This window comes from Brevibacillus sp. AF8, from assembly GCF_021270385.1.
Classification (GTDB): Bacteria; Bacillota; Bacilli; order Brevibacillales; family Brevibacillaceae; genus Brevibacillus.
Genome location: NZ_JAGQDN010000013.1, coordinates 46484 through 60178 on the forward strand (window position 1 = coordinate 46484; position 13695 = coordinate 60178).

Below are 13695 nucleotides of genomic sequence, written 5' to 3' on the forward strand. Positions count from 1 at the left end.
CTATGGGAGCACAAGCTCATAATGAAGAGGTACGCAAACCGAAAGTGAAGCACGAGGGTCCGAAAAGACACCTTGTTGCTTTCATCGGATCTCTCGTATTGACCGCACTGGCATTCATTGCTGTGGCGTATGAAGCAATTCCATCAGGTTTTACCGTACCATTCATCGTAGCACTGGCCTTTGTTCAAGCGTTCTTCCAGTTGTATGTCTGGATGCACATGGATCAAAAAGGTCATGAGTTTGCACGGATCAGTATTTTCGCAGGGTTATTCGTAATCCTGTTGGCAATTTTCGTCTTTATTTTCTGGGTTTGGATCTAGGAAGTGGAGCGAATAGAAGAGGACAGACATTGGGTCTGTCCTCTTTTTTTGTGTATTTGTTTTATTAAGTGGCTCGGCCTATGCCCCCCATAGGCCAACTGTCCGCTCCGGAAAAAATGGCGGGAGCGCTTCAAACGTAGAAGTTTCAATGAAGTAGTTCATAGGTGAAGCTGAAATTCCCCGCCATTTTTTCGAAGCTAGGTCGGGTTCCAGAGGCGCTTGGACTGGAAATTCGCTTCTTCCCACGAGGCTATTGGCGAAGGAATACAACAATAAATATTTTTGACTAAACGATCCGAAAAAAATCTTGACTAAACAGTCCGGAAAAGATAATCTAAACGCAGAAGGGAGTATTCATAACATGGCAAGAAGCAAGGAATTCGATACGACGCTTGTCCTGCATAAGGCAATGGAAGTATTTGGGCACTATGGCTATGAAGGTGCGTCTCTGCAAAATTTGTTGGATGGATTAGGGATCGCCCGTCAAAGCCTGTATGATACGTATGGCACGAAAAGAGATCTCTTTCTATTAGCCGTAAAGCATTACGCGAGCGAGAAGACGACTGCCGTTATTTCGCATCTGGAGCGGCCGGGTTCAGTGAAGGAAAGCATTGCGGAGATTTTCCGCGAAATCGTAACTGTACTCAAGGATGAGAGTCGCTGCAAGGAATGTTTCATTTTGCTTAGTGCGATTGATCAAGTACCACATGATACGGAAATTGCAGATTTTTTTAAAGACGATATGGCACGATTAGAAGAAGCATTTTATACTGCACTGGTCCGCGCGAAAGAACAAGGCGAACTGGGTCATCGTGAGAAAAATTTGCGTGCACTTGCACAGTATTTGAATCATGCACGATACGCTTTAACCCAAGCAGCTAAGTTAAGTACGAATCCAGAAGTGTTAGACCATATTTTAACCGTTACCCTGTCCACGCTTGATTGATAATGGAGCGACTGTAGACGCTTCATTCTATTTTTACACATATTAGACTGATCGATCTGGAAAGGAGGTGAGTGTTTTTTTTGTTTCGATTATAGACTGATCGATCTAAAAATAACTGGAATGTGGATAAATAATAACAAAGGATTAGTGAGGTGCTACCTATGACTGACGCTACTACAAAACTCAGCCAGGAGGCAGAAGAAGTTGTGAAAAACTTCCTCTTGTTTATGCTGGAGCAGGATATGGATCAATGGATTGAACTTTGGGATGACAACGCTGTTTTTGAGTTCCCGTATGCTCCCCAAAATTATCCCTCAAAAATTGAAGGGAAGTCAGCGATTTATAACTATATCAAGGATTTTCCGCAAAAGATGGACCTATTTACATTCAGTGTTCCCCACATTCATCATGCAGCAGCGTCAAACCACGTCATTGTGGAATTTGAATGTGAAGGTCAAGTAATTGCTACAGGACTGCCGTACAATCAAAAATACGTGAGTGTCATCCAAATCAAAGACAAGAAAATTATCCATTACAAGGATTATTGGAATCCATTGGTGGCAATTGAGGCTTTCGGTGGCAGTATCGAATCGTTTTTGAACAGAGATCATCAGTTTGGGAACTAAGATTGGATAAGGAGCTGATCATATGGAACGTAAGGATAAGATACTGATCACAGGTGGAACAGGTACAACAGGAAGCCGTATTGCCAAAAAGCTAACAGAACTAGGCTACCATCCCCGTATAGCGAGTCGTACTAAACCATCTCTCGCCGACATCGAGTATGTACATTTTGATTGGAATGAAGTAGCAACCTTCGAGCATTCATTGAAAGATGTGAAAAAGCTATATTTGGTAGCACCAGTGGGTGTTTTTGATCCATCTCCGCTCGTACTTCCATTTCTGGATAGAGCTTTACAAGCCGGCGTGCAACGGATTGTCATGCTTAGTGCTTTGATTATTCCTGAGGATGGACCCGTGTTTGGAAGGCTCCATGAAGCAGTAAGCAAGCATAGTCCAGAGTGGGCAATATTGAAGCCTTCTTATTTCATGCAAAATTTTATTCATGGGCAACATGGAACCTCAATCAAAGAGGAGGGCAAGATTGTTACATCTACGGGAAATGGAAGGATTGGATTTGTAGACGCTGATGATATCGCCGAAGTTGGAGTTCATGCACTCATTGACGAGATTCCACATAACACCCATCATTTTATTACGGGACCAGAGGCGCTAAGCTATGCAGAAGTAGCGGCCATGATTGAATCAGCAATTGGACGTACTATCAAGCATGAACATATTAGCACGGAAGCATTGCAGGATAAGCTGGTCACAGCAGGTTTGACGATGGAATATGCAGGTTTCATGGCAGATTTGGATAAACATATTCGCAATGGTGCCGAAAACAGCGTAACCGATACGGTAGAACGAGTAACAGGGAGAAAACCACGATCCATGGCGGACTTCATATCAACCCATTCCCAACATTGGAAGCGAGACTAAGCCATTTTTTTGTGCCTATTCCGGACTGAATAGTCAATAATATTACTTCGAGAGCCTCGTTGGATTCAACGGGGTTTTTCTTATGAAGCGGATCCTCCTGCGAGCGAAGGCTTTTCCCGAAAACAGAAGTCGAAATCACCCCATCGAAGCATATTCTGTCAGCCTTTTCCCAGTCATAAAGATGAAGGGAAGGGAGGATACGATCTGGCAGAGTTTTCTCGCTTTTTGAAAAATACTTGCACCTGTCACAAAGGCTTTATATAATAAAAATATTAACATGCGTTAAAATAACGTTATATGAATTAGTCGTCACACATTGCAACTATAATCTGAGGAAAGCAGGGATCATGATGGTGAAATTGATAGCAATTTATCGCAAGCCCGAAGATATCGATGCTTTTGACAAGCATTATTTCGAGGTACATGGCCCATTGGCAGAAAAAATGCCTGGCTTAATCAAAATGGAAGTGAGCAAAATCTACGGAACACCAATGGGAGAATCCGACCTGCATCTGATGGCAGAAATGTACTTTGAATCAAAAGAAGCTTTGATGGAAGCGTTGTCATCGCCTGAAGGTCGCGCAGCAGGAAAAGACCTCCGTGGCTTCGCTGGACCCATTGTGTCCATGCATTTTGCAGAAGTAGTTTAATCATGACCACGAAAAGATTGATAGACGAACAAGCGCTCCATCAGAAGCATTACGCAGAGATTTGTGAGAAGCTAAAGCAAGATCCATTTGCCCAATTTTTGGGTATTAAGCTGATTGAGCTGGGAGAAGGAACGGCGACTGCGGAAGTCACAGTTGCCGAGCATATGCTGAATGCCCACGGCACCGCGCATGGCGCAATCATCTTCTCCCTGGCAGACTTTGTTTTTGCAGCGGCCTGTAATTCCTATGGCAAAACGTCTGTAGCACTGTCGATGAATATCGGTTTTTTGGCTGCTGCCATGAAAGGGAATCGCTTGGTGGCAACAGCGACCGAAGAGAAGAAAAACAATCGCACAGCCTGGTACCGCATCCGCGTAGAAACGGAGCATGGCTTGGTAGCGACACTGGATGCACTGGCTTACCGGAAAAATGATTACTTCGTTGAAATCGACGAAAACGAATAACTGACAGCGAAAATAAAACGGAGAAAGGATGCCAAAAGCCCGTGCTTAGGCTCCTTTCACTGTTTCAAGACGATACGAGAAGGGGGGCAAAGATGTCAGTGGAGATCCGTAATCGATTCAACCACTACCTGGGCATAGAAGTCGTGCACCGAGATGAACAGGGCTGTAAGGTAGCACTGAAAATTCGCCCCGAGCTGTTCAATAGCATCGAAGGTGTCGTACACGGAGGCGTTACGGCGACATTAGCCGATGTGGCGATGGGGCATGGGGCAGCACCTCATGTGGATGGTGTACAGCAGTGTGTGACGGTGGAGAGCAAGATTCAATACCTGCACCCTGCTCGGGGTGAGGTACTCGAGGCACAATCCCATGTATTGAAACAAGGAAAAAGCTTGATCGTGATGGAAGCACGCGTGACTTGTGATGGCAAGCTAGTGGCTTTTGCTACCGGCACGTATGCGCGAGTGAATCCGCCTGCACAAGGAGGACGTTGATGATGGAAGAGAGCGTTCGCTTTGAACGTGAAGGACATATAGGACTGATTACGCTAAATCGTCCAGATGAACTGAATGCGCTGAACTACGAAACATTGGAGCGCCTGGGAAACTTGATTGAGCAGGTGCGTTTGGATGCAAAAGAAATTCGCGTGGTCATCGTGAAGGCAGAAGGGCGAGCGTTTAGCGCAGGGGCAGATTTGAAGGAGCGTCGTACATTGACGGAACAGCAGGTGCGCCGCAATGTACGCAAAATCCGTGATGTATTTACTGCGTTGGAGAGGCTTCCGCAGCCGACCATTGCCATGATTAACGGATTTGCTTTTGGCGGTGGTTTTGAGCTGGCGTTGGCCTGTGATTTCCGCTATGCCGTCGCAGATGCCAAAATGGGGCTGACAGAGGTGAGCTTGGGCATCATTCCTGGCGCGGGTGGTACGCAGCGGTTGTCTCGCTTGATTGGACCTTCCAAGGCAAAGGAGCTGATTCTGACTGCCAGACGCATCCAAGCACCGGAAGCGTATCAAATCGGTTTTGTAAATGCTGTTGCAAAAGATACAGAGGAACTGCGTGAGCTGGCAATGGGGCTGGCCAACGAGATTTTGGCAAATGCTCCGCTGGCGGTTTATCAGGCAAAATCAGCCATTGATCGCGGAAGCAGTGTTGATTTGCAGACAGGTCTCGATATCGAAGCCATGTGCTATGAAGTGATTATTCCTACGACAGATCGTCTGGAAGCATTGGAAGCCTTTCGTGAAAAGCGAAAACCGGTTTTTAAAGGCGAGTAACATTTTCAAATAAGCACTCCTACCGAGTCATAACGCAAGGGAATGAGGGAAGCGACATGATCTTTAATACAGAAATGGAAACGCTACCAAGAGAGAAAATGACGGAACTGCAATTGAAACGCTTGAAAGAAACGGTCAAACGCGTATACGAGCGCGTCCCTTTCCACACAAAAGCATTCAATGAGGCTGGTGTGAAACCGGAAGATATCCAATCGATGGAAGACATACAGAAGCTTCCATTCATGAAAAAGACTGATTTGCGAGAAAACTATCCATTCAATCTATTTGCAGTCGAAATGAAAGAAGTAGCACGTATTCACGGTTCTTCCGGGACGAAAGGAAAACCTACAGTTGTTGGCTACACAAAAAGAGACTTGGAGAATTGGGCCGAGATCGTGGCGCGCGCCATTTGCTGTGCGGGTGGAGAGCCGGGAGACATTTTCCATAACGCGTATGGCTACGGACTTTTTACAGGCGGCTTGGGTCTGCACAATGGCATCGAGCACATGGGCGCAGTCGCAGTGCCAGTATCCGGTGGGAATACCTCCCGTCAAATTACGTTGATCGAGGACTTCAAGCCACGTGGCATTGCAGCAACGCCATCCTACGTCCTTAACATCGTAGAAGAGATGAAAAAGCAAGGAATCGATCCACGTGAGACGAGTGTCAAATACGGGATTTTTGGTGCGGAGCCGTGGTCGGAAGAAATGCGCGTGCAACTGGAACATGAGCTCGACATTAAAGCGGTGGATATTTACGGGCTGAGCGAAGTGATGGGGCCAGGCGTTTCCATTGAATGTCATGAGGTCCAGGATGGTCTGCATATCGCAGAAGACCATTTTTACGCAGAAATTATCGATCCGAATACCGGGGAAGTGCTCCCATACGGACAAGAAGGCGAGCTCGTATTTACGTCACTGACGAAAGAAGCATTCCCGGTTGTCCGTTATCGCACAGGTGATATCGCTTCCCTCAATCCTGAGCCCTGTAAGTGCGGACGGACAACCATGCGGATGTCGCGCATCAAAGGGCGCGTAGATGACATGCTCATTATTCGCGGGGTCAATGTGTTCCCGACAGAGATCGAGTCCGTTTTGCTTACGTTCAACCAATTGGCTCCACACTACCAGGTCGTCATCGAACGCGACGGTGCCCTCGACCGATTTGAGGTGCACTGCGAGCTGACACCAGCATATGCAAAAGAGCTCAGTGGAAATGACAGCTCTGCTCTCTCGTTATTAGTAAAAGAAATTTGCCATCACATCAAAAATACGTTGGGTGTGTCCGTGGTACTGCGGGTGCAACCGCCAAATTTCTTGACGCGCAGCGAAGGCAAAGCGATACGAGTCGTGGATAACCGAAACAAATCACAGGCAGCTATGTAAACCAGCTCCTGTAAAAAAAGGGTGTGACAGTTCATGGCCTATGAATATATTAGCGTAGCCAGTGAAGATGGTGTCGGTATCATTACGTTGAATCGACCGAAGATTCTAAACGCACTGAATTTGCAGCTCGTCGATGAATTGGTTGACCAGCTGGAGCAAATGGACCGCGACCCGGATATTCGGGTGATCATCCTGACTGGCAACGCGAGGGCGTTCGCAGCGGGTGCTGACATTAATGAAATGGCGGAAGCATCAGCCATCGACATCATGAAGCGCAATCAGTTTGCGGTTTGGGATCGCATCTCACTCATCTCCAAGCCGATTATTGGTGCCGTCAGCGGCTTTGTGCTCGGTGGTGGCTGTGAATTAATGATGAACTGCGACATTGTGATCGCTTCGGAGACAGCCGTCATTGGTCAACCGGAAATCAAGCTGGGAGTCATGCCTGGGGCTGGTGGTACACAGCGTCTGACGCGTGTGGTAGGTGAGCGAAAAGCACTGGAGATGCTGCTCACAGGTGAACCGATTTCGGCCAAAGAAGCGTTGAAATACGGCCTGGTCAATCGGGTAGTGCCAGTGGAGGCGTACTATCAGGAAGCACTCAAGCTGGCGAAGCAAATCGCCCAACAGCCGCCGCTCGCGGTACAGGTCATCAAAAAAGCCGTGTACAAAGCTGGTGATCTCCCCCTTCAAGAGGGATTGGATTACGAGCGAAACAGCTTTTATCTTCTTTTGGCAAGCGAAGATCGAAAAGAAGGCATGCAAGCGTTTCTGGAGAAGCGCAAACCCCGTTTTACGGGATTTTAGGAGGCGGCCATGTACGAAACGATTCTTTATGAAGTGTCAGAAGGCGTAGCAGTGTTGACGTTGAACCGTCCGGACAAATTCAATGCGTTTACAGCCGTCATGAACAAGGAAATCACGGATGCATTAAAGCAAGCCCAGAAAGATGCGGACGTGTGTTGTATCGTTCTTACCGGAGCTGGGCGGGCGTTCAATGCGGGTCAGGATCTTGGTGACGTTTCTGGAGAAGGAGATGTGGATTACGGTGGTTTCTTGCGGGATCGCTATAATCCCATGATCCTCCAGTTTCAAAAAACAGAGAAGCCAATCATCGCAGCGGTAAACGGGGTAGCGGCTGGTGCCGGCATGAGTGTTGCGCTGGCGTGCGATATTCGTCTGGCTTCGGAAAAGGCATCCTTCGTCAATGCTTTTGTCAACATCGGGCTCGTTCCTGATTCAGGAGGCTGCTACTTCTTGCCGCGCATCGTCGGGATCGGCAAGGCGTTGGAACTGGCGATGACGGGGGAAAAGGTTTCCGCTGAGGAAGCACTGCGAATTGGATTGGTCAATCAGGTGTACCCAGCGGAGAGCTTCATGGAAGATGCGTTGGCGTATGCGCGCAAGCTTGCGTTACTGCCGACGAAGGGAATTGGTTTGATCAAGCGCACGATGTACAAAGGGCTTGAGCTGGGGTTGGAAGAGACCTTGGAATATGAAGCTTTTGCACAAGAAGCGGCTGGCAGCACAGCGGATCATAAAGAAGGGGTCACCGCTTTCATGGAAAAACGTGCGCCTCGTTTTACAGGCCGTTAGAGGCGAAGGGAGGCAAGCCCAAGTGAGTACGAAAACAGTAGGCGTCATCGGGGCGGGAACAATGGGAGCGGGAATCGCTCTCGTCTGTGCTCGCAAAGGACATCAGGTCATGCTGCTGGATGCAAATCAGGCGGTGCTGGACAAAGCGCTTGTCTATTTGGAATCGATCCTGACAAAAGACGTGGAGAAAAACAAAATCAGTGAACAAGAAATGACAGAGACGCTAGAGCTGGTCCATCTCGTATCGGAAATGGAGCAGTTGGCCGATTGCGATATCGTCATCGAAGCAGTGCCAGAGCGTCTTGATTTGAAAAAAAGCATTTTCAGCCAGCTTTCTGGGATTTGCAGAGAGGATGCCCTTTTACTAACGAATACTTCCTCTATCTCAATAACGGAGATTGCAGGAGGGCTTTCGCATCCCGAGCGCATTCTCGGATTTCATTTTTTCAATCCGGCACCCGTTATGCCTTTGGTTGAGGTAATTCGCGGGAAAAAATCGAGCGAGGAAAATGTGGAGGTGGCGTATCGATTTGCGCAAGAGTTGGGCAAGGTGCCTGTTCTGGTGACGGACACTCCTGGCTTTATCGTCAATCGCATCGCACGTCCTTATTATAATGAAGCATTGCGCATCCTGGGCGATCATGTGGCAGGTGTGGAGCAGATTGATCGGATTATGAAGCTGGCTGGCGGATTCAAAATGGGACCGTTTGAGCTGCAAGACATGATTGGCATCGACATCAATTTTGCCACCACCAAATCGGTCTATACCGACTTCTTCCATGAAGGACGATTTAAGCCTAGCCGGATTCAGCAACAAATGGTTCAATCCGGCAGCCTGGGCAGAAAGACGGGGGAAGGCTTCTATGACTACAACAAATAAAGCTGTATTGCTCGTGGGCACAAGCCCGCTGTACGCAGAGTTGAATGATTTGATGGTGGAAAGAGGCTATCAGGTGCTTACGCTTGCAGAAGCGATGGCGGAACCTGAGCTGGTTGAATTGGCTATAGAGGTAAATAGCATCGATATGCAGGCGAAGAAGAGGCAAATACGCGAGCTGGATGACCTATTGCCACCAAACGTACCGATCATCACGACTTCGCTCGCGATTACAGCGACAGAAGTAGCGTCCTGGACACAGCATCCTGAACGCGTTTGCGGATTTGGAACGCTCGTGCCCTTGGTTGAACGGGAGCTGATCGAGATTGCCCCTGCCTTGCAAACGGAGCTGGAAACGATTCAAGCAACGGAAGGCTTCTTTCAATCGCTCGGGAAAGCGACAGAAAACGTAAACGACGAGGTAGGTCTCGTGTTCCCACGCATTTTAACACTCATTATCAACGAGGCTGCCTTTACTCTGATGGAAAAAGCAGCAACCGCTACTGATATCGATATCGCAATGAAAAAAGGCACCAACTACCCATACGGCCCTCTCGAATGGGCAGATCGCATCGGGTTGGATGAGATTTTTGCGATATCGAGAGGCTTGCAACGCGACCTGGCCGAGGAACGCTATCGCACAGCGCCGCTATTACGCAAGCTGGTGCTGGCGGGGCGAGTCGGTGTACGCAGTGGGCAAGGCTTTTACACGTACGAGGACAAAGTGGGTGTAGAGGCATGAGCTTGATTAACAAGGAGGTGTACGTAGCAGCAGCAGTACGTACACCAATCGGCAAGCTGGGTGGAAGTCTGAAAAACACCCCTATCGACGACCTGACAGCCATTGTCTTGAATGGAGCGCTTGCGAAGGCAGGACAATCCGGTGAGATTGTGGATGGGGTCATCATGGGTAACGTCATATCGGCTGGACCGTTTATTAACATTGCACGCGTTGGTTTGTTGAAAGCAGGGCTTCCTGACACCATACCTGGATTGACTGTGAATCGGGTGTGTGCATCCGGGCTAGAGGCAGTCAATTTGGCTGCACAGTCCATCCAGGCAGGACATAGTCAGGTCATGCTGGCGGGCGGTGTAGAGAATTTGACTCGTTCACCGTACATCATGGAAAAATTCGAGCAGCCGTATCAACGCGGCGGACAGACGCTGATCGAGTCTTTTGGCGGACCACGTTCTGCTCCTGTCTCGCTCTATGGCGATCTGACCATGGGTGATACAGCGGAAAACGTGGCGGAGCAATTCGGCATCAGTCGAGAGGATCAGGATCGTTTTGCAGCAGAGAGTCAGTCTCGGGCTGTCAACGCGATAGATGCAGGTCTGTTCCGCGACGAGATTATTCCCATCACGTTAAAAGGAAAAAAAGGGGAAGAGACGCTGTTTGATACCGATGAATTCCCAAGAAGAGATTCTGGTGTGGAGTCATTGTCCAAGCTGCGACCTGCCTTCCGAAAAGAGGGTAGCGTTACAGCAGGCAACTCCTCCGGTATCAATGATGGCGCAGCGACTTTGCTCTTGATGAACGAAGAAATGCTGCAAAAGACAGGCGTCGCTCCTTTGGGGCGCATTGTTCATTTCGTCAGTGCTGGTGTTGATCCGCGCATCATGGGCATTGGTCCGGTCGCTGCGATTCGCAAGCTGCTTGCCGAAACGAACATGACCGTAGAGCAAATCGACCTGTTTGAGTTAAATGAAGCTTTTGCTTCCCAGTCACTTGCTTGCATACGTGAGCTGGGGCTGGATCCTTTGAAAACCAATGTAAACGGTGGAGCAATCGCCTTGGGTCATCCGCTCGGAATGAGCGGTGCCCGCTTGGCAGGTACGATTCTTTTCGAGCTGAGACGTCGCCAAAAGAAATACGGAATCGTGTCGTTGTGCATAGGCGGTGGTCAAGGATTGGCCACGTTAGTAGAAGCGCTATAGAAAAAAGCCCTCGTGCATGAGAGGAGTGGAAGAATGAGTACACCTGTCATTATAGATGCTGTGCGCACGCCAATCGGCCGTATTGGTGGTGCGTTGAAGGATGTGCGCCCGGATGACCTGGGCGCATTGGTGATTCAAAAGTTGCTGGAACGAAACGCCATCGATCCGAAGGCGATAGATGATGTCATCATGGGCTGTGCCAATCAGGCTGGGGAAGACAACCGCAACGTCGCGCGTATGTCACTTCTATTGGCGGGATTGCCTGTCGAGGTGCCGGGAGTGACAGTAAACCGTCTGTGCGGCTCAGGGCTGGAGGCTGTGAACCAAAGCGCGAATGCAATCAAAGCCGGAGCAGGTCACGTCTATATCGCGGGCGGGACAGAGAGCATGACACGCTCTCCGCTGGTGATGATGAAGCCTGGCACGGCTTTTCAGCGCGGTAATCAGCAGTTAGTCGATACGACGTTGGGCTGGCGATTGGTTAACGAAAAAATGAAAGAGATGTATCCGCCGATCAGTCTAGGAGAAACAGCGGAGAAGGTAGCGGAGCAATACGGCATAAGCCGCGAAGCGCAGGATGAGTTTGCTTTGCGCAGTCAGCAAAATTACGCGCGTGCCTTGGCAGAAGGAAAGTGGGATGCCGAGATCGTTCCGGTAGAGCTGAAAGGGCGCAAAGGCGAGGTCACGCTGTTTGCTCAGGATGAGCATGCACGTCCAGAGACGACTATCGAACAGTTGCAAAAACTGAAACCAGCATTCCAAGCAGATGGTAGCGTCACAGCAGGCAACTCCAGCGGTCTAAACGATGGAGCCTGCGCTCTGCTCATCATGGAACAGGAAGCGGCTCTTGCGGCTGGCTTGAAGCCTCGTGCAAGAATCGTTGCCTCCGCAGTAGCAGGTGTTGATCCATCCGTGATGGGAATTGGGCCAGTACCTGCTACGCGAAAAGTACTGAAGCAGGCAGGCTTGTCACTTACGCAGATTGATCTGTTCGAATTCAACGAGGCTTTTGCGGCGCAGGCAGTGGCAAGCGTACGCGAGCTGGGGGTCAACCCTGATCTGGTCAACGTAAACGGCGGAGCGATTGCTTTGGGGCATCCGCTCGGGTGTAGCGGAGCGCGCATCCTTACTACTCTTTTGTATGAAATGGAGCGTCGGGATGCCCGTTACGGGTTGGCTGCGATGTGCATTGGAGTTGGGCAGGGGATTGCGACGATTATCGAGCGTGTGTAGCTTGGGCGCAGATAGGGAGGCAGATACTCTTGATAGATAGACTGCAGCCGGGTACGACGGAAGAATTTACTGTCACAGTGACAAAGGACATGCTGCCTGTTTTTGAAGGCCAAGTGGTGCACCCTGTGATGTCGACAGTCAGTATGATTTATTACATGGAATGGGCGGGAAGGCGCGTCATTTTGCCGTACCTGGAAGATGATGAAGAGGGCTCGGGATTTGCTGTCGACATCAAGCATGTCGGACCAGCTGTGATTGGTCAGGAGGTCACGTTCCGGGCTACCTGTGTGCAGGTTACCGAAAAACGCGTAGTGTGCGAGGTTACGGCGGACACTACGCGCAATCGTGTAGGGCTCGGGACGTTCGTCCAGGCTATCTTCAAAAAGGATGAGATCAAGCGGCGTTTTGAGGCCTTGCAAGCTGAGATCAACGAGGAAGTACATGGAAAATCATGAATTTGACAGAATAAATTGACTCTTTTAAAATGTTTTACTATAATTACGTTTAAATAACGTTATATGATTTTATCGTCATATACTCTCGATCGATTCACGCACTTCCTACAGAATATGGTACAATTTCACACAGCATATAGGTATGAATCGATTTGGGGGTAGAAGAAACGTGAAGCCACAATCCATGCTTTTTACAATTTACGGTGAATACGTCCGCCATTATGGAAGCGAAATCTGGATTGGTAGTCTAACCAAGCTGATGGGGGAATTCGGACTGTCGGAGCCGGCTGTTCGTGCAGCGATCTCCCGGATGCTTCGCCAAGGCTGGCTGGAATCGCGAAAAGTAGGGAACCGCAGCTTCTACTCGGTATCTGAGCGCGGCAAAAAGCGGCTGGAAGAGGCAGCGGCACGTATTTATAAGGTCGAGACAGATGTGTGGGACGGGAAATGGTGCATTGCCAGCTACAATATCCCCGAGGAGCGTCGAGCGCTGCGTGATCAATTGCGCAAGGAGCTGGGCTGGATGGGCTTCGGGATGCTGACAACCAGCACATGGATCAGTCCGAATAATCTTAGTGATCGTGTGAAGGACCTGACGGAAGCGCACGAGATTACAGAGTATGTGGAGATCTTTACATCCGAGCATATGGGCTGGAGCAATCCGAAGCAGCTCGTGCAGAAATGCTGGGATATCGATGAAATCAATGAGAAGTACAAGGCCTTCATCGATGACTACCGAGAAGAATATGAGCAGCTTTCAGCAAAACTGGGCAATGGAGAAGAGGTTCCAGACAGCCATTGCTTCGTGGAAAAGACAAAGCTCGTCCACCAATACCGCAAGTTCTTGTTCATCGATCCTGATTTGCCGCAGGAATTGTTGCCAGATCTGTGGTTGGGCAAAGAGGCGGATCAGTTGTTTCAAAATTACTATCAGTTATTAAATCCAGGGGCAGTACGATTCTTCGAGACCGTGTATGAAGCTGCGCCATCCGCATAGGCGAAAGCTGCGAAGGAAAGGCCCTAGCACGTCTAGGGTCTTTTTTCATAAA

The 13695-nt window shown here is 49.1% G+C and carries 17 protein-coding genes; all 17 read left to right on the forward strand.

All coding sequences use genetic code 11. The features are described 5' to 3' along the window. Window positions 1-2 precede the first annotated feature (2 nt). The 17 genes from KB186_RS17240 (at window position 3) to paaX (ending at window position 13643) form a co-directional block, all read left to right on the forward strand. Entirely contained in the window at window positions 3-320 is a 318-nt protein-coding gene (locus KB186_RS17240) for a cytochrome C oxidase subunit IV family protein (protein ID WP_007723383.1), read from the forward strand. 361 nt (window positions 321-681) lie between these two features. Continuing rightward, window positions 682-1266 (forward strand): TetR/AcrR family transcriptional regulator, encoded by a 585-nt coding sequence (locus KB186_RS17245; RefSeq protein WP_173609888.1) that lies wholly within the window; start codon window positions 682-684, stop codon window positions 1264-1266. A 161-nt stretch (window positions 1267-1427) separates the two neighbouring features. Continuing rightward, window positions 1428-1892, forward strand: coding sequence for a nuclear transport factor 2 family protein (locus KB186_RS17250; protein ID WP_173609889.1), 465 nt, complete (start codon window positions 1428-1430; stop codon window positions 1890-1892). A 22-nt stretch (window positions 1893-1914) separates the two neighbouring features. Next, window positions 1915-2769: an NmrA family NAD(P)-binding protein gene (locus KB186_RS17255; protein ID WP_173609890.1), complete on the forward strand. Its 855-nt coding sequence runs from the start codon at window positions 1915-1917 to the stop codon at window positions 2767-2769. A 350-nt stretch (window positions 2770-3119) separates the two neighbouring features. Beyond that, window positions 3120-3419, forward strand: coding sequence for an EthD family reductase (locus KB186_RS17260; protein ID WP_106785970.1), 300 nt, complete (start codon window positions 3120-3122; stop codon window positions 3417-3419). Window positions 3420-3421: 2 nt separating this feature from the next. Then, the gene (locus tag KB186_RS17265) at window positions 3422-3883 is read left to right on the forward strand and encodes a PaaI family thioesterase (protein WP_173609891.1); all 462 of its coding nucleotides are present in this window, start codon (window positions 3422-3424) and stop codon (window positions 3881-3883) included. A 92-nt stretch (window positions 3884-3975) separates the two neighbouring features. After that, entirely contained in the window at window positions 3976-4377 is a 402-nt protein-coding gene (locus tag KB186_RS17270; protein WP_016741459.1) for a PaaI family thioesterase, read from the forward strand. Beyond that, entirely contained in the window at window positions 4377-5162 is a 786-nt protein-coding gene (locus tag KB186_RS17275; RefSeq protein ID WP_232774047.1) for an enoyl-CoA hydratase-related protein, read from the forward strand. The genes KB186_RS17270 and KB186_RS17275 overlap by 1 nt, the downstream gene beginning before the upstream one ends. 56 nt (window positions 5163-5218) lie before the next feature. Next, on the forward strand, window positions 5219-6547 hold the full coding sequence (paaK, locus tag KB186_RS17280; RefSeq protein WP_232774048.1) for a phenylacetate--CoA ligase PaaK: 1329 nt from the start codon (window positions 5219-5221) through the stop codon (window positions 6545-6547). A gap of 33 nt (window positions 6548-6580) precedes the next feature. Then, window positions 6581-7354, forward strand: a complete 774-nt coding sequence (locus KB186_RS17285; protein ID WP_221867804.1) for an enoyl-CoA hydratase-related protein — start codon at window positions 6581-6583, stop codon at window positions 7352-7354. A 9-nt stretch (window positions 7355-7363) separates the two neighbouring features. Then, window positions 7364-8143, forward strand: a complete 780-nt coding sequence (locus tag KB186_RS17290; protein ID WP_232774049.1) for an enoyl-CoA hydratase-related protein — start codon at window positions 7364-7366, stop codon at window positions 8141-8143. 22 nt (window positions 8144-8165) lie between these two features. Beyond that, entirely contained in the window at window positions 8166-9023 is an 858-nt protein-coding gene (locus KB186_RS17295; protein WP_173609896.1) for a 3-hydroxyacyl-CoA dehydrogenase family protein, read from the forward strand. Beyond that, a complete protein-coding gene (locus KB186_RS17300) occupies window positions 9007-9762 on the forward strand; it encodes a 3-hydroxyacyl-CoA dehydrogenase family protein (RefSeq protein ID WP_173609897.1) in 756 nt (251 codons plus the stop codon). The genes KB186_RS17295 and KB186_RS17300 overlap by 17 nt, the downstream gene beginning before the upstream one ends. Next, on the forward strand, window positions 9759-10958 hold the full coding sequence (locus tag KB186_RS17305; protein WP_232774050.1) for a thiolase family protein: 1200 nt from the start codon (window positions 9759-9761) through the stop codon (window positions 10956-10958). Before KB186_RS17300 ends, KB186_RS17305 begins: the two co-directional genes overlap by 4 nt. Window positions 10959-10991: 33 nt before the next feature. Beyond that, window positions 10992-12191, forward strand: a complete 1200-nt coding sequence (locus tag KB186_RS17310; RefSeq protein WP_232774051.1) for a thiolase family protein — start codon at window positions 10992-10994, stop codon at window positions 12189-12191. Between the two features lie 29 nt (window positions 12192-12220). Then, window positions 12221-12646: a thioesterase family protein gene (locus tag KB186_RS17315; RefSeq protein ID WP_232774052.1), complete on the forward strand. Its 426-nt coding sequence runs from the start codon at window positions 12221-12223 to the stop codon at window positions 12644-12646. A 169-nt stretch (window positions 12647-12815) separates the two neighbouring features. Then, window positions 12816-13643, forward strand: coding sequence for a phenylacetic acid degradation operon negative regulatory protein PaaX (gene paaX / locus KB186_RS17320; protein WP_232774053.1), 828 nt, complete (start codon window positions 12816-12818; stop codon window positions 13641-13643). The last annotated feature ends 52 nt before the right edge of the window (window positions 13644-13695 follow it).